The organism is Luteolibacter flavescens (assembly GCF_025950085.1).
Lineage (GTDB): Bacteria > Verrucomicrobiota > Verrucomicrobiia > Verrucomicrobiales > Akkermansiaceae > Haloferula > Haloferula flavescens.
On record NZ_JAPDDS010000003.1, the window covers coordinates 151025 to 166445 of the forward strand.

The following is a 15421-nucleotide window of genomic DNA, read 5'->3' on the forward strand; positions in this document are numbered from 1 at the left end:
GGATAAGTGGGGAATTTAGACGGAGGCGCGGCGACGGCGTGCGAAGAAAGGAACCGCTGCGAATGCGAGGAGCAGCGAGGAAGGCTCGGGGATCACCTGGGTGAACGCGTTCGCGACATCGATCTGCGAAGCGGAGACCGAGGTGTGGATCGAGATGGGAGCGTTCAGCGTGATCGAGGTGATGGTGTCGTCGATCGAGGAGAGGTTCCACTGCCACGCGAAGGCCGTGTAGGTGATCGGCTCGGCACCGTAGTTGTAACGTCCCTCCGAAAACCCGGAACTGAAGGCGACCGGCTGCAGGATCTGGCTGCCGGCAGAGGTCATCACCGTCAGCGTCGGGCCATCATTATAAGGCCACGCGAGATCCGGATTGGGCGAGGCTTCGATCTGCCACAGCACGCTCTCGATATCGAAGCTCGCTGACTGGGTGCCGGTGACGCTGTAACCGTTCGCCGCCAGGCTGTAGAAGCCGAAGCTTCCCTGGAACGCCGTGTTTGAGTGAGCAATCGTGCCATCCCCCGAGGTCGGCGTCAGGCTGAAGTTGGCTCCCGAAAGGTCGTTCCACGTCGTGGTCACCTGCTGGGTTCCACCGAGATTGAAGCTTCCGAGCAGGACGGCCGCTTGTGCAGTCGCCCCGGTCAAAAGGATGGCAAGCGATGAGATCGCGAGAAGAGAAGGGCGATGGAGGTTACAGGCTGGGCGGCAAATTTGCATGTCGAGTCGGCTGAAGAACGCGCAGACCTTCGTCCCCTCCCCCCTCTCCGTGCTCACGGCATTTTGCTATTTGCTGGCGGAAAATTGCTCTTGAAGGCGTTTAAAAGCAATTTAACGCCAAGATGGGTCGATTAATCGCCAAATCGAAACCTTCTTCTTGAGACTCATTCGCAATTGATTTGAGTTGGCCGCGTTTCCCGACTGATGGCCGCCATTTTCCACCCCATTCTCCTTCACGAAGCACCCGGCGTGGAGATCAAGGGCGTGGACGCCGAAGTCGTCCAAGCAGCCGACTGGAGCAGCCTGCTGAAGCCGGGAATGGGGCATTTGGTGCTGAATCTCAATGGCCACGGCGTCATCCTCGGCCGCCAAGCCCGCCTCGGCATCGTACCCGGAACCGTCTCCCTGCTTCGGACCTCGGCGGACGAGATGATCCACGCCAGCCGCCTGGCGGGAGATGGCCGCCACCGCTTCGTCATCCTGTCAGCGAACCAAGCATGGCTGATGGCGAACTTCGGCGATGCCAGTGTGGCCATGCATCCGGTCTTCCGCGAACCCTCCCTGCCCAGCGCATCGAATGCCGCTTACTTGCGCTCGATGACCCTCGCGGAGCGCGATCTCTGTGAGTCACTCCTCCAGCCACCGGTCCCGCGCGCGCTGCGTCCTGCGTGGTTCCGCGGCAAGATGCTGGAGTGCTTCAGCCTCTTCGGCAGCGCACCGAAGGACAGCAATCCCTCGACCGATCCGCTGCGCCAGCGCATCGATGCGGCAACCCTGTGGCTGCGCGAGAACTTCCGCGATGACCTCGACCTGCTCGCCGTGGCGAAACACGTCGGCTGCGCACCCCACTACCTGAGCCGACTTTTCAAGCAACACAGCGGCAAGACGCTCAGCCAGAAGCTCCGCGAAATCCGCATCGACCGCGCCGCCACCCTGCTCCGCGACGGCAGCAGCAATGTCACCGAAGCTGCATTCGAGGTCGGCTACAATAGCCTGAGCCATTTCACGAAAGCCTTCGTCGCCGAGAAAGGCGTCCGCCCGTCCGACTGGCGCGCGGGCTGATCTCGCTACACCTTTCCTCCGTCATGGAGTCAGCCCCCATGGCAGGCCGACGACACGATGCCGCGGCCACTTTCACGAGCGCCGATCAAGGCTTTGCCACCACCCACGTCAGCGAGGCATTGTGACTCGCTACGGAGTAAGGCTGGCCATTGGCAAAGCCGGGGACTTCCTCGCTGTAGCCGGGAACGGTGAGCACCCAGCGACCGGTATCATTCGTGGTGAATTTCACGATGCCTTCGGCGTCGGTCTTGAGCGGCGTGTGGCTGCCATCCGGCGCATTCAGGCGCGCCTTCGTGTCCGGCAGCGGCTTGCCGCGGAAATAGACGCGCGCCTCGCCGGGCTTGCCGGTCGGCACGATATCCAGCGTCAGCGAGGGTTGACCGGCGACCTTGTCCCCGCCCTCCGGCAGCCAGCGACTGTAGAAAATCGGACGACGCGGAGCTCCGCCACCGAAGGACATCACCGGGAAGGCCGTCTCCATCACCAGCGTCTGGTCCGGCTTCGTGCCTCCCAGCGTGTAGTGATCCGCCTTCTTTTGCGATTCCAGCAGCTTCGCCTCCTCGCCCACGGGCAGGATGACGGCGGCAGGAATCTCGAGCGCGTCGAGGTGACCCGGTGACTTCTCCACCTCACCGTCCAATTCGCCGAAGCGAACGACCAGCGCCCCATCCGGCCCCGGCTCCACCCACACGGAGTGAGCGAGGGCCGAGGACGCAAGCACGAGGCAGGCGATGATGCCTGAGCGAAGGGATCTTTTCATGGATCAGCCGGGATCGCTTTTGGAAAAATCAGGCCTCCTTCTTGAGCTGCGGCAGCACACCGGCGTCGATGGCTTTCTTCGCAGCCTTCTCCGGATCCTTTTCCCAGGTCGCCTTCGCCTTGTCGTTGAAGAAATACACCTTCTGGCCCTGATACTCGACGAACGGGCTGGAGGGCGAGACGAGGGACTTCGTGTGGATCGCGCAGTAGCGCTGTGGCAGCAGCTCGATGGTGTCGAGGCCGAGTTCCTTTTCCTTGCCCTTGAATTGCGGGAGCAGGCCAAGCTCGGTGGCCACCTTCACATAGTAGGCAGCGGCCTTCTCGTCGGCTTTCCAGAGGCGCTCGCACTTGCCGCAGCAGAGGGCGACTGGCGTGCCCTTGAAGTCCACCAGGCTGTCTTCCTCCACGTCGTCCTCCGTCATCATCGGGCACTTGGTGTTTTTCGCAGCGGCATCATCCGCGTGGGAAATGCCGGAGGAAAGGAATGATACGGCGACGATGGCGGCGCGGATCGGCAGGGAAAGGACGCGGGAGATCATGATGAAGTGGCGGACATCGTAGCACGGCCCGCGCGTTTTGTTCCCGGTCGCTTGCCAATTTTTGGCGCTAGGTTGCCACACGCCTCACTTCACCGGCGGGTGCAGGTAGGCCCCGCAGCTCTCCCGCACCACCAGCCGCGGCGTGAGCATCACCGTCCGCGGCGGCAGCGTGGGATCCGCCAGCCGATCCCGCAACGCATGGAAAGCCGTGACCGCGATGTCCCGGCACGGCTGCTCCATCGTGGTGAGTGGCACCGTTAGCAGGTTCGCGAAGCGCACGTCATCGAAGCCGACCACCCGCAGGTCGTCCGGGACTTTCATGCCGAGACGATTCAGCGACTGTAGCAGCAGCGCCGCGATGTGATCGCTGGTGCAGAGCAGTGCATCGTACTGGCGACCCTGCGTGATGGAGCGGACGAATTTCAGGTCGCCCGGGTCACCCGCGTGGACGAATTTCCGCGGCACCTCGAGGCCATGCGTTTGCATGGCGATCCGCGCGCCAGCGATGCGGGCCTCGACGGTCGATGCGGTCAGTGGCTTCACCACATACGCCAGCCTCCGCAGCCCGAGCTTGATCAGGTGCTCGGCGAGCTGATAGCCCCCGGAGAAATTGTCCACGCCGATGAGGTCGAAAGGACTGCGCGCGGGGAAGGCACCGAGATCGCGGTCGAGCAGCACCACCGGGATACCCGCCTGGCGGAGCTTCGAGGCGATGCGGCGATTCGACGCCTCGCGGTCTGCCTGATGCTCGAAGGGGACAAAGAAGACACCCGCCACTTCCTGCTCGATGAAACGGTCGCACAGGTCCTCCGCCTCCTGCACGGTCATCTTCGCCTCGCTGACCGGCGAAGCCTTCGCGCCCCACCAGAAACCGAAGTCATGCACCCGCGCCAAGCTGGCAAGTTCGCCGCAGATCGACTCGAAGATCTCCGTCTGCCTCAGGTTCGGCACGATCATCCCGATCTGCAATCCACCGAGCCGCTTGGCCGAATGGCCCTCCTTTCCGGCGGAGACATAAGTACCGGATCCCGGGCGACGCTCGATCAGCCCCTCGTCCTGCAGGGCACGCAGCGCGTGGCTGATGGTAGGCCTCGAAACGCCGAAGCGCTTCACCAGTTGGGTCTCGCTGGGGAGGCGGGTGCCGGGCCGGAATTTGCCGGCGAGGATTTCCGTGGTGAGCTCGCGGGAGATCACCTGATGCTTGGGAGAGCTGTCCATTGCACGGGAGGCGGACCTAGCCGCCTTTGAATCAGACCTGTCAGCTTTTCGCCGGGCTGTCAAATCAACTGCTACCTTCCCCGGTGAAATCCGGGAGGGTGTCACTCAACCCATGAACGTATCCGCAGCATCACCTGCCCAGGACGCCGGACCACCGGCGAAGCTCACCCCCGCCCTGCTCGGGGCCACGCTCGTCGGCGCGCTGGGCGGTCTGCTCTTCGGCTTCGACACCGCCGTGATCTCGGGATGCCAGGATCAATTGAAGGCCGTCTTCGATCTCTCGCCAAACGAGCAGGGCTTCATGACCGCGTCGGCATTGATCGGTGCCGCCATCGGCTCGCTCGCCGCGGCGAAGCCCGGTGACCTCTACGGACGCCGTGATTGCCTGAAGATCGCCGCCGCCTTCTACCTGCTGTGCGCCATCGGTTGCGCCTTCGCATCGGGCCTGTGGCTCATCGTCCTCGCCCGCATCCTGGGGGGCATCGCCGTCGGCGCGACCTCGGTGCTGTGCCCGATGTATCTGGCGGAGATCGCACCGGCATCGTGGCGCGGTCGCTTGGTCGCCTGCTTCCAGGTGAATATCGTGCTCGGCGTCCTGGTCGCCTACCTGACAAACTACCTCATCGGGTCGCTCGATCTCGGCGCGACCGAGTGGCGATGGAAGCTCGGCGTGCAGGCCCTTCCCTCACTGCTCTTCCTCGTGATGCTGTTCTTCATCCCGCGCAGCCCGCGCTGGCTGGTGATGAAAGGCGAGACGCAGGAAGCCGCCGACGTCCTGGAGAAAATCGGCGTGCAGGACGTGCCCAGTGAACTCGGCTCGATCCGCCAGTCCGTGCATGCCGATGGCAAGGTCGGCTCGGCACCGCTCTTCGGCGGCGGGTTCGCGAAGCCCATCTTTCTCGCCGTGGCTGTGGCGATGTTCAACCAGCTCGGCGGCATCAATGCGCTCTGGTACTACGCCGACACGATCTTCGCGATGGCGGGCTACAGCAAGGACTCCAGCGCGATGCAGTCGGTGATGCTAGGCGCGATGAATTTCGCCGCGACGCTCTTCGGCATGGCGATCATCGACAAGGTCGGGCGCAAGCCGCTGCTGATGTGGGGCACCATCGGGTGTGGCATCAGCCTGGCACTCGTCGCGTGGATCTTCAGCGGCACCGCGCACCGCGAATGGCTTGTCTGGCTCTTCGGCGGCTTCGTCGTCTGCCATGCCTTCGGCCAGGGTGCGGTCATCTGGGTCTTCATCAGCGAGATCTTTCCCACCGAGGTGCGGAGCAAGGGGCAGACGCTCGGCAGCTTCACGCATTGGTTCATGGCCATGCTCATCTCGTGGACCTTCCCGCTGGTCGCAAAGGACGTGGGACAAGCGGGTGCAGGCCTGCCCTTTGCCTTCTTCGCGGCGATGATGATTCTCCAGATCATCGTGGTCGGATTCTTCTTCCCGGAAACGAAGCGCGTCTCGCTGGAGGACATGAGCCGGAAGATCAAATCGAACTGAATCATGGACGACTGGCAGACATTCACGGCACAGGTGATCCAAGGTCACCGCGTGGCCTCCGGCCTCAATGGCAACCCTCGCTTCCCGGGTGGCACGCTGCGGATGCAGGCACCTTTTTTCCGAGAGCTCGGCATCGATCTCGCGGACTATCATCCCGGCACCATCAATATCAGCATCGCGCCCCACCGCTATCGCACGGGGATAGCCCGCCACACCTTCCGCGATGTGAAGTGGCATCCGACCGAGCCCGCGGAGGACTTCTCCTTCTTCGACGTCCGGCTCGTGCGGCCTGACGCACCGCCGCTCGCGGGCTTCATCTACTACCCGCATCCCGACACGAAGCCGACGCATTTCCAACAACCTGATGTACTCGAGCTCCTGCTGCCGTTTGTGGAAGGCATGCACTACGGCATGGAGCTCGCGCTGGAGGCACCGGCCAGCCAGATCACGATCGAATCGCTCTAACAGAAACCAAATCCCCGCCCCATCGAAACTCATGAAAGCCCGCTATTTCCTCGCCCCGCTCCTCACCCTTTCCGGCCACGCGGCCGGCATCGCCGGATTCACCGACTGGAAGAAGTCCGGCACGGCCTTTGAGAAAAGCCCTGCGACAGGCGACCTGATCGAGACGTTGGAGATCCGCAATGCGCCGGACGGTCCCGTGGCGACCAGCGAGATCGATGGCGATGGCCCGCGCGGCTTCCTCAGCTCGCCTGCATTCACCATCGACCGGAATTTCATCGCCTTCTCCATCTGCGGCGGCGACTATGAGAAGCACTGCTGCATGAACCTGATCGTGGACGGGAAGATCGTCCGCAGCGCGACCGGCAGGAACCACGACCGCCTCACGCCCGCGAGCTGGGACGTCTCGGCATTCCGTGGAAAGGAGGCACGCATCGAGATCGTCGATCAGGCGAGCGGCCAATGGGGGCACATCAATGTCGCCGGACTCTCGCTGACGGACGCACCGGCCGCCTATCCCGTGGCGACCGAGCCGCTCTATCAGGAGGCCCTTCGCCCGCAGTTCCACTTCACCGCGCGCCAGTGGACGATGGACCGGCTGAATCCCGGCATGCGCCAGGAGGGCTGGATCAATGACCTCAACGGCCTGGTCTATCATGACGGCGAGTATCACCTCTTCGCCCAGCGTTGGCACAAGTGCTGGCTTCACGCCGTGAGCAAGGACCTGATCCACTGGGAGGAACTCGAGCCCGCCTTCTGGGCGACGGAACTCGACGAGGGCGTGCAATCCGGCTCATGCGTGATCGACCACGACAACACGTCGGGCCTTTCCAACGAACCGAAGAACCCGCCCATGATCGCCTTCTGGTCCACGGTGGACAACCGCAGCCAGTGCATCTCCTACAGCCTCGACAAGGGCCGCACCTGGACCATCCGCGACAAGGATCCCGTGCTGGTCTTCCCCGAGCGCGACCCGAAGGTCTTCTGGTACGAGCCGGGCAAGCACTGGGTGATGTTCCTCTACGGCAACGGGAAGTATCACGTCTTCACCTCGAAGAACCTGCTGGAATGGAAGGACGAGAAGAACCCGATCGACCACAGCTACGAGTGCCCTGACTTCTTCGAACTCGCGGTCGAGGGCAGCCCCTCCAAGAAGAAGTGGGTGCTGGTGCAGGCGGACGGCAAGTATTCCATCGGCAGCTTCGACGGCGTGAAATTCACTCCCGAATCCGACAGGATCGCCGCCGACATCCACGACCATACCTTCTACGCCACGCAGAGCTGGAACAACATGGAGCGCAGCGACGGCCGGCGCATTCAGACCGCGTGGATGCGCGGCAGCAATTTCCCCGGCATGCCCTTCAACCAGCAAATCAGCTTCCCGTGCGAACTGACGCTGCACGACACCCCCGTCGGCCTGCGTGTCTTCCGCAAGCCGATCCGCGAGATCGAGAAGCTCCACGCTTCCGAAAAGACAGCGAAGGACGTGAAGCTCGCGAGCGGCGAAACGAAGGAGCTGGCAGCTTCCGGGGATTTGTTCCGGATCAAGGCGGAAGTGGATCTGCCGGAAGGCTCGCGCCTGAAATTCCTGCTGCGCGGCGTGCCCCTGGTGATCTCCGGGAAGTCGATCCAGGTCGGCGAAACGCGCGGCGAAGCCATCGGCACGGTGAAGAACATCGAGATCCTGCTGGACCGCGGATCGCTGGAAGCCTTCGTGAATGACGGCGAGATTTCCTCGACGAACTTCGTGCTGCCAAATGTGGACGGCCTCTCCGTGACTGCGGAAGGTGGACCCGCCACGATCCACAGCATCTCGGTCTATCCGCTCAAGTCGATCTGGCAGAAGTGAGCGGGGCGGCCGCGATCAATTCGCTTCCTTCTCCGGCGCGGGGACGGGCGGTGACCAGGCATCCTCGGAGGGATGGTGCTCCTGGAGATCCGCCCGCATCACCTCGTCGAAGATGACTCGGGCATCGCGGGCGGCGCTGACGAAATTGTCATGCTCATGACGATGCGCGGCGACCTCGCGGACGAATGCCTCGTCAGCCTTGCGGTAGCGCTTCGCGGCGCGGTGCGCGGCATGGGCAGGCTTGCCCAGCGCGCAGAGGACGTCGGTGCCCATGCGCAGCGAGGAGTCGAGCGTGTCGCGGTAGATCCCCTGCTCCCCGGCATCGAGGAATTGATACGCCGAGCTGCGGCTGTAGGCGCGCAGGAAGATCCGCAGGTGGGGGTAGTGCTGCCGCGCCGCCGAGACGATCTTCATGGTCACATCGGCATCGCGTAGGGCCACGACCAGCACCCTTGCCCGCGCGGCTCCGGCCGTGGAGAGCAGGTCGGGACGCGAGGCATCGCCATAGAAGACCGGCATGCCGAGCGCCCGCAGCGTCTCCACCTGGTCGGAGTCGTTGTCCAGCACCGTGCTCTCGATCCCCTGCGTCTGGAGCAGCCTGCCGATGGCGTGGCCGAAGCGGCCGAAGCCGCAGATGATCACCGGTGCGCCCTGATCATGCACGTCGCTCTCCCGCTCGTCCGCATCCGCCGCGACGCTGCGCGCGGTGAAGCGATGTGCGGCGAGGATGAGCAGCGGTGTCGCCGCCATGGTGAGCGCGACGACCGCGACCAGCGTGCGCGAGATTTCCAGCGGGAAGACACCCGCATTCGCCGCCAGCGCGATGAGCACGAAGGCGAACTCACCACCCGCCGCGAGTGCCGAGGAAAAGACCAGCGAGCTGGCGCAATTCGATCCATTCAGGCGGGCCAGCGCGAAGATCACGCCGCCCTTCACCACGAGCAAAGCCAGCGCGCCACCGAAGACCACACCCCAGTGCGAACCGATGTGTCCGAAGTCGATGCCCGTCCCGACCCCGAGGAAGAAGAGGCCTAACAGCAAGCCCTTGAAGGGCTCCAAGTCGCTTTCCAGCTCATGGCGGTATTCGCTGTTCGCCAGCACCACACCGGCCACGAAGGCCCCGAGCGCGGAGGAGAGACCGACCTTTGTCATCAGCAGCGCGATGCCGATGACCAGCAGCAGTGCCGCCGCAGTGAAGGCCTCGCGCTGTCCCGTGGCGGCGATGGCCCGGAAGATCGGCCTCACCGCGAGGCGGGCGATGGCGACGACGATGACCACCGCGGCAATGGTGGCGAGCGCCTGGGCCCACGCCGGCCAATGCTCCATCCACGCGGCACTGCCATGCCCGCCGTGGTCGCCATGGCCGGTCACCGCCTGACCTACCGCGAGCAGCGGCAGCACCGCCATGATGGGGATGACGGCGAGGTCCTGGAAAAGAAGCACCGCGAAGGAATTCTGCCCCGCCTCGGTGCGCAGCAGGTTCTTCTCGGAGAGGCACTGCAGCACGATCGCCGTGCTGGACATCGCAAGGATGAGTCCGATGCCGAGCGCCGTCTTCCACCCCGGGCCGAGCAGGAGCACCACTCCCGCGATGGCGAGCGCCGATACGACGACTTGCAGCGATCCGAGGCCGAAGATCTCGCGCCGCATTTTCCAGAGATGCACCGGCTGCAATTCCAGGCCGACGAGGAAGAGCATCATCACCACGCCGAATTCCGCGAAGTGCGTGACCTGCTCCCCTTCCCGGCCGATCCAGCCGAAGCCCCACGGGCCGATCAAGGCACCCGCGATGAGATAGCCGAGGACCGCGCCAAGCCCGAGGCGCTTCCCGACAAGGATGGCGACCAGCGCCGCGGCGAGGTAGAGGAAGGCTTGGGCGAAGGCGCTTTCGAAGGCCATGGATGGATGTCAGGGAGGAAAAAGCCAGAGCGGTGCCGCACCGTCGCCATCGCGCAGGCTGCCGAGCCATGCCTGGTAGCGGAGTGACTCGGCGGCAAGCGCTGCGGCATCCAGATGATGCGCGCCGTGGACGGCGAAGGCCTCGGCATAGCCCATGCCGCACAGCCGCGCGGTCTGCTCGAAGGGCGCAAGAAGCTCGCGGACCGAAAAGTGATTTGCCCCCTCGCGGCAATACGCCGCCTCCGGGCCACCGGCACTGATCGCGTGCGCGAGGATCTTCCCGCGCAAGGCGGTGCCGCCCTCGCCATATGCCCAGCGGTAGGAGAGCACCAGATCCAGCCACTCCTTCACCAGCGCCGGACTGCTATACCAGAAGAAGGGATGCTGCAGCACGATGGTATCGTGGCTTTCCAGAAGCCGTTGCTCCTCGCGCACCTCGATCAGGAAATCCGGATACGTCTCGTAGAGATCATGCACCGTCACGCCCTTCACCGAGCGCGCCGCGGCGATCAATGCGCGATTCACCCTCGACCGCTCGAAGGCTGGATGAGCAAAGATCACGAGCACGCGCGACATCGTCTGCGGATGATCTGGCAAAGCCCGGGCGACTTGGCGAGAAAGGAAGCGCTTCCGGCATTCATCGCAGAGCAACTGCGCACACCATCCCCATCCTTATGCCCCTGCTCCGAGAAAAGCGCTCCGTCACCTATGCCATCGTCGTCGGCATCTGGTTGCAGGTCTTCCTCTACTGCCTGCTGCATGACCAGTATCTGATCCGGATCGCACCGGAGCACTTCACGGTCTATCATGCGCCACTGTGGGGAATCACGGATCTCACGCTGCTCGCGGCCGCGTGGGCATTCCGCGCCTCGGTGGGTCCGGGATTGGGACTGGGCCTCGTCGCGCTTTTCGTCGCGAGGGCGGGCAGCAGGCCAAAGGTGGCGCCGAAACGGCTGCTCAAGGTGGTGCCCTGGCTGCTGCTGGTGACCGAGGCCGCGGGGCTCGCGACCGGGGCGTGGGTGTGGAAGTCGGGGCGGCCCCTGTATCCGGAGATCGTCTATCCGGAATTCACCCTGCCCCTGATGATCACGCAGACGATCCAGCTCACCTGCTACGGGGTGGGCATGCTGGTATCGCTGGGATACCTGATCTGGATCGCCCGGGTGAGATGTCGGGAAGCAGGATTTACGGCGGGGTGATCACGCCCCGTGCCGTCACTCCGACTTCACCTTTTCGATCTGCTCCTTGATGAGCTTCGCCTGCTCCTTCTCCCCCGCTTTTTCGAGGGCCTTCTGGAGGCGGCCGAGGATTTCCACGTCGTGCGTGTATTTCGCCTGGGCCTCGATGAGGATGTCGATGGCGGCCTTCGGCTCATTCCGCGCGATGTAGTACTCGGCCAGGCGCGTCTCCATCGGCAGCAGCGCGATCGGCGGCATCAGCATCGAGGCCGAGGTCTGGCGGTCGAGGGCGGCGCGATACCAGTTGAAGGCGGACACAATGCCGTCCTTCGGCCCGGCCATTGCCAATGCCCCGCGCATCTCACTGGCTGCGATCTCCAGCGCATTGTAGCCGCGCGACCAGGTGGAACGCTCGCCCGCCACACTGGCGGACTGGCGCGTCTGGCCCATCCGCTCGCCATGGAGGGTCAGCGCGTCGACGATCTGGCGGGCATCGTTAATCTTGCCCTCCTCCAGCGACTTGCGGGCTTCGAGGACGATGGCGAGCCCCTGGTAAAACCACACGGCGTGGCTGACCTTTTCGTAAGGCTTCTGCTTTGCCGGGTCCGGCAGCGTCTTCAGCGCCAGCGCGGCGTCGCCCTTCAGCCCGCGGCGCATCAGCAGGCGGGCCTCCAGCGTGCGTCCCTCCCACATCACGAGCTGGCCGCCTTCGCTGCCTGCACGCTCGGGCTTCACCTCGATGGCGGCGACTGCCTTCGCGGTGGCGAGGGCATTCGCATAGTCGCCCTTTGCGGCGAGGGCGGCGGCGCGATAGCACTCGGCCTTCACCCAGCCGGGGCAATCCACGCGGCCCAGCTTCGTCTCCTCCATCCATTCCTGATAGAGCTTTGCTGATCGGGCGAAAGCATCGGCCGCCTGGGTCGCATTGCCATTCCGCAGTTGATAGTGACCCAGCAGGTGAAGGAAGGGCGCATAGTCCGGTGCCAATTGGCAGAGCCGCTCGGCCCGCGCCAGATCCCCGCGCAGGTCCGGTGCCTCGGCGCGGATCGTGAGGTAGGCGTGGAGGATGAGCGGGTGGTCCGGAAAGCTGGTCAACAGCTCATCGAGCAAAGACTCCGCCTTCTCCTGATCCGGATTCGCCTTCCCCATCTCATCGTAGCCGGAGCGGCCGAATGCGGCCGTGAGCAGCTTGAGCTGCAGGTCATTGGGAAATTTCACGGACGCCTTGCGGATGGTCTCCGCCGCCGCAGCAGCACCCCTTTCGTAAAAAACGGCGATGGAATAGGCGTAGGCCTGCTCCAGATCGGTGCCGACGTCCGCCTTCACCAGCGCGATCATGCGCTTGAGGGCGGCATTGCGCTCATCCACCAGATCCGGCTCGGCATTGATCAGCGCCACCGCCACGCCCCAGTGCGCCATCAGGCAATCGGGATCCAGTGCCAGCGCGGCACAGAAATGGCGGTAGGCCTCGAAGTCCCAGCCGCCGTGGATATTGGTAAGGCCGGCCAGAACGTGCTTCTGCGCCTCCGGATCGGCCGAGGTCACCGCCATCACGATTCCCTTCGGGATGGGCGGGGGGGTTGGCACGGGCAGGCCCTTCAGCCGCCCGGAGATCACCGCATCTGCTTCAGGAACGGCATCAACCTGCCCGACAGGGGCAGCCTTCTCCTCCGCCACAGCGGGAAGCCCGACCGAAAACGCAAGAGCCAGCAGCAGATAACGCATGCGCCGACGATGTGCCGCGAGGAAAACGCCTCAAGGAAAATCATGAGCGCCCCGGAGTCAGGCAGGACGCCGGACTGTCATCACCGGGCAGATATTCCAGATCTACCAGAGCGGCAGCCCATATCCATGCCCGAAATGGCGCTCGCGCCACGCAAAACCTGCGCCTAACTTCCCGCCGCATGAAACTCGGCGTCATCGGCTGCGGGAAAATGGGCAGTGCCTTGGTGGAGGGAGCGATCCGCTCCGGGGCCATCGATCCGGAAAACGTGAGCGGCTGTGACGCCTACCCGGAGGCCGCGAATATCTTCGCCGCCGCGACCGGGGCTACCGTCGCCGACTCGATCCCGGGGCTGAATGCCGACGTTTATCTGCTCTGCACGAAGCCGAATCAGGCCGGGTCCGCCCTGTCCGCGCTGCCCGAGGGCGATGCGCTGCTGATTTCCGTCGCGGCGGGCCTCACCACGGATTGGCTGGAGGCCCGGGTCCCTGCCGGAGTGCGGGTGATCCGCTGCATGCCAAATACCCCCGCGCTGGTCGGAAAGGGTGCCGCAGCCTTTTGCAGCGGTCGGGCGGCGACCTTGGAGGATGCGGAAGTGGCGAAATCGTTGCTTGGCTCCGTGGGCCTCGCCGTGGAGCTGCCGGAAGTGCTGATGGACGCCGTCACCGGCCTGTCCGGGAGCGGCCCGGCATTCATCTACATCGTCATCGAGGCCATGGCGGACGGTGCCGTGCGCGCCGGCCTGCCGCGCGCGGAGGCCCTGAAGCTGGCCGCCCAAACCGTGCTCGGTGCGGCCACGATGGTGCTCGATACCGGCCTCCACCCCGGAGAGCTGAAGGATCAGGTGACCTCACCCGGCGGCACCACCATCGCAGGCATCGCCGAGTTGGAAAAACACGGCGTCCGGGCCGCATTCATCGAGGCGGTGACCACCGCTGCACGACGCTCGGCGGAGCTCAGCGGCTCCTGAATACCGCGTGAATTTCGCTTTCCGCCCCCTGCCCCATCTTTCTAGTTTCCCTGCCATGCGAATTTCTCGCCTCGCTCTGCCCGCCCTCGCCGCCTTGCTCGCCTCCTGTGGCGACAATGCCGATCTCCCGCCGCTGGTCGGCAGCACGTCCGCGCACCATAAGCTGGCCGAGGCCAAGTTCGGTCAGGCGCAGGCTGCCGAGAATGCCGGCAAGCGCGCCAAGGCGATCAAGATCTACGACGAGCTCGCCGACTCGATGCCCATCGCCGAAAAGGCCCCGGATGCGCGTTTCCGCCAAGGCGAACTGCTGGAGCAGGAAGGCAAGATCCGCGAAGCCTTCGACGCCTATCAGGAATTCATCAGCCGCTACAACTCCAGCAATCTCTACGAGAAGGCGCTCAACCGCCAGGCCAGCATGGCCCAATCGGCGGCTGATGGCCAGGTGAAGACCAGCTTCCTCGGCCTGAAGTCCAGCATCTCCGACGACAAGATCACCGAGATGCTCTCCAAGGTGCGCCAGAATGCGCCGCGCTCGCCGCAGGCATCGAAGGCACAGTTCACCATTGGCCAGGTGTGGGAAAGCCGCGGCAACTCCTCCGGCGCGGCCAAGGCGATCACGGCTTACCGCGAGGTGGTGCTGGAATTCCCCGACAGCAAGGAGGCTCCCGAGGCTCAGTTCAGCATCGGCAAGGTCCTCATGGATGAAGCCCGCCGCGGCAACCAGGACCAGGCAAACATGGAGCGGGCCCGCGAGGCCTTCCAAGACTACCTACGCCAGTATCCCGGCCACTCGAAGAATGGCGAGGCCCGCCAGCTTGTCTCGAACCTCGGTGGGCAGGACATCCAGCAGTCGTTCAATGTCGCCCAGTTCTACGAGCGGAAGGGCGACACCGGCTCGGCACGCTTCTACTACGAGGAAGTGATCCGCAAGACGAAGTCCGGCGATCTCCACGACAAGGCGAAGGCACGTCTGGCCGCGCTCGGAAACTAACGCCTCTCCCGCCATGCGCCCGCTCCTCCTTCTCGCCACCCTGGCCTTCAGCTCCTGCGCCGGCTACCAGCTCGGCGGTGCCAAGCCGGCCATCCTCCGCGACGTGAAGAACATCAGCATCCCGATGTTCCACAACGATACCCTGCACCCGCGGGCGGAGGCGCTGGCCACCAGCTCGGCGGCCGATGCCATCGTCCTCGACGGCACCTACACCATCACCTCCGACGGGAAGGCCGATGCCGTGCTGGAAGGAACGGTCCATCGCATCGACTACACGCCGCTGCGCAGCACCCGCCTGGACACCCTGCGCCCGGAAGAACTCCAGAATACGGTCATCCTGAACTGGAAGCTCACCGACGCGCGTGACCGCACGAAGGTGCTGGCCTCCGGCAGTTCCACCGGCACGAGCCGCTTCTTCGTGGACTCGAATCTGCAGACTTCCCGCACCAATGCCCTGCCTGACGCGCTCGAGCGCGCCAGCGAGGCCATGGTCTCGCGCCTGTCGAACGGCTTCTAACCGTGGCCGCGGCATCCTGCCGCCAGCCCTTCCTCCATCTAA

At 64.4% G+C, this 15421-nt stretch carries 15 protein-coding genes; 8 read left to right on the plus strand and 7 right to left on the minus strand.

Annotated elements, in window-relative coordinates; all coding sequences use genetic code 11:
• Window positions 1–15: 15 nt before the first annotated feature.
• Window positions 16–642, minus strand: a complete 627-nt coding sequence (locus OKA04_RS06415) for a PEP-CTERM sorting domain-containing protein (protein ID WP_264500316.1) — start codon at window positions 640–642, stop codon at window positions 16–18.
• A 276-nt stretch (window positions 643–918) separates the two neighbouring features.
• On the opposite strand from OKA04_RS06415, the gene OKA04_RS06420 reads away from it, so the two are divergent.
• Window positions 919–1776 (plus strand): helix-turn-helix transcriptional regulator, encoded by an 858-nt coding sequence (locus OKA04_RS06420; protein ID WP_264500317.1) that lies wholly within the window; start codon window positions 919–921, stop codon window positions 1774–1776.
• Between the two features lie 85 nt (window positions 1777–1861).
• Here OKA04_RS06420 and OKA04_RS06425 read toward each other — a convergent pair whose 3' ends face one another.
• From OKA04_RS06425 to OKA04_RS06435, 3 genes are all read right to left on the minus strand, one after another.
• Complete coding sequence (locus OKA04_RS06425; RefSeq protein WP_264500318.1) at window positions 1862–2536, minus strand: DUF4198 domain-containing protein; 675 nt, start codon at window positions 2534–2536, stop codon at window positions 1862–1864.
• A 28-nt stretch (window positions 2537–2564) separates the two neighbouring features.
• On the minus strand, window positions 2565–3074 hold the full coding sequence (locus OKA04_RS06430) for a hypothetical protein (protein ID WP_264500319.1): 510 nt from the start codon (window positions 3072–3074) through the stop codon (window positions 2565–2567).
• A gap of 84 nt (window positions 3075–3158) precedes the next feature.
• Entirely contained in the window at window positions 3159–4292 is a 1134-nt protein-coding gene (locus OKA04_RS06435) for a GntR family transcriptional regulator (protein WP_264500320.1), read from the minus strand.
• A 112-nt stretch (window positions 4293–4404) separates the two neighbouring features.
• On the opposite strand from OKA04_RS06435, the gene OKA04_RS06440 reads away from it, so the two are divergent.
• From OKA04_RS06440 to OKA04_RS06450, 3 genes are read left to right on the plus strand one after another with little or no spacing between them, the layout of a single operon-like run.
• Entirely contained in the window at window positions 4405–5790 is a 1386-nt protein-coding gene (locus OKA04_RS06440; RefSeq protein WP_264500321.1) for a sugar porter family MFS transporter, read from the plus strand.
• 3 nt (window positions 5791–5793) lie between these two features.
• Window positions 5794–6255, plus strand: a complete 462-nt coding sequence (locus OKA04_RS06445; RefSeq protein ID WP_264500322.1) for a hypothetical protein — start codon at window positions 5794–5796, stop codon at window positions 6253–6255.
• A 31-nt stretch (window positions 6256–6286) separates the two neighbouring features.
• Window positions 6287–8101, plus strand: coding sequence for a glycoside hydrolase family 32 protein (locus tag OKA04_RS06450; RefSeq protein WP_264500323.1), 1815 nt, complete (start codon window positions 6287–6289; stop codon window positions 8099–8101).
• Window positions 8102–8116: 15 nt separating this feature from the next.
• Here OKA04_RS06450 and OKA04_RS06455 read toward each other — a convergent pair whose 3' ends face one another.
• Together OKA04_RS06455 and kefF are read right to left on the minus strand one after the other, a co-directional pair.
• The gene (locus OKA04_RS06455) at window positions 8117–10000 is read right to left on the minus strand and encodes a monovalent cation:proton antiporter-2 (CPA2) family protein (RefSeq protein ID WP_264500324.1); all 1884 of its coding nucleotides are present in this window, start codon (window positions 9998–10000) and stop codon (window positions 8117–8119) included.
• Between the two features lie 9 nt (window positions 10001–10009).
• Complete coding sequence (gene kefF / locus OKA04_RS06460; protein ID WP_264500325.1) at window positions 10010–10576, minus strand: glutathione-regulated potassium-efflux system oxidoreductase KefF; 567 nt, start codon at window positions 10574–10576, stop codon at window positions 10010–10012.
• Between the two features lie 98 nt (window positions 10577–10674).
• Here kefF and OKA04_RS06465 point away from each other — a divergent pair, with 98 nt between their 5' ends.
• Window positions 10675–11199 carry a hypothetical protein gene (locus OKA04_RS06465; RefSeq protein ID WP_264500326.1) on the plus strand — a complete coding sequence of 175 codons (525 nt, stop codon included), beginning with the start codon at window positions 10675–10677 and terminating at the stop codon, window positions 11197–11199.
• 15 nt (window positions 11200–11214) lie between these two features.
• Here OKA04_RS06465 and OKA04_RS06470 read toward each other — a convergent pair whose 3' ends face one another.
• On the minus strand, window positions 11215–12903 hold the full coding sequence (locus OKA04_RS06470; protein WP_264500327.1) for a tetratricopeptide repeat protein: 1689 nt from the start codon (window positions 12901–12903) through the stop codon (window positions 11215–11217).
• Between the two features lie 179 nt (window positions 12904–13082).
• Between OKA04_RS06470 and proC the strand changes: the two genes are divergently transcribed.
• The 3 genes from proC to lptE are packed head-to-tail and all read left to right on the plus strand — an operon-like array spanning window position 13083 to window position 15379.
• Window positions 13083–13871, plus strand: a complete 789-nt coding sequence (gene proC / locus OKA04_RS06475) for a pyrroline-5-carboxylate reductase (protein WP_264500328.1) — start codon at window positions 13083–13085, stop codon at window positions 13869–13871.
• A gap of 55 nt (window positions 13872–13926) precedes the next feature.
• Entirely contained in the window at window positions 13927–14862 is a 936-nt protein-coding gene (locus tag OKA04_RS06480) for a tetratricopeptide repeat protein (RefSeq protein ID WP_264500329.1), read from the plus strand.
• A 13-nt stretch (window positions 14863–14875) separates the two neighbouring features.
• The gene (gene lptE / locus OKA04_RS06485; RefSeq protein ID WP_264500330.1) at window positions 14876–15379 is read left to right on the plus strand and encodes an LPS assembly lipoprotein LptE; all 504 of its coding nucleotides are present in this window, start codon (window positions 14876–14878) and stop codon (window positions 15377–15379) included.
• The last annotated feature ends 42 nt before the right edge of the window (window positions 15380–15421 follow it).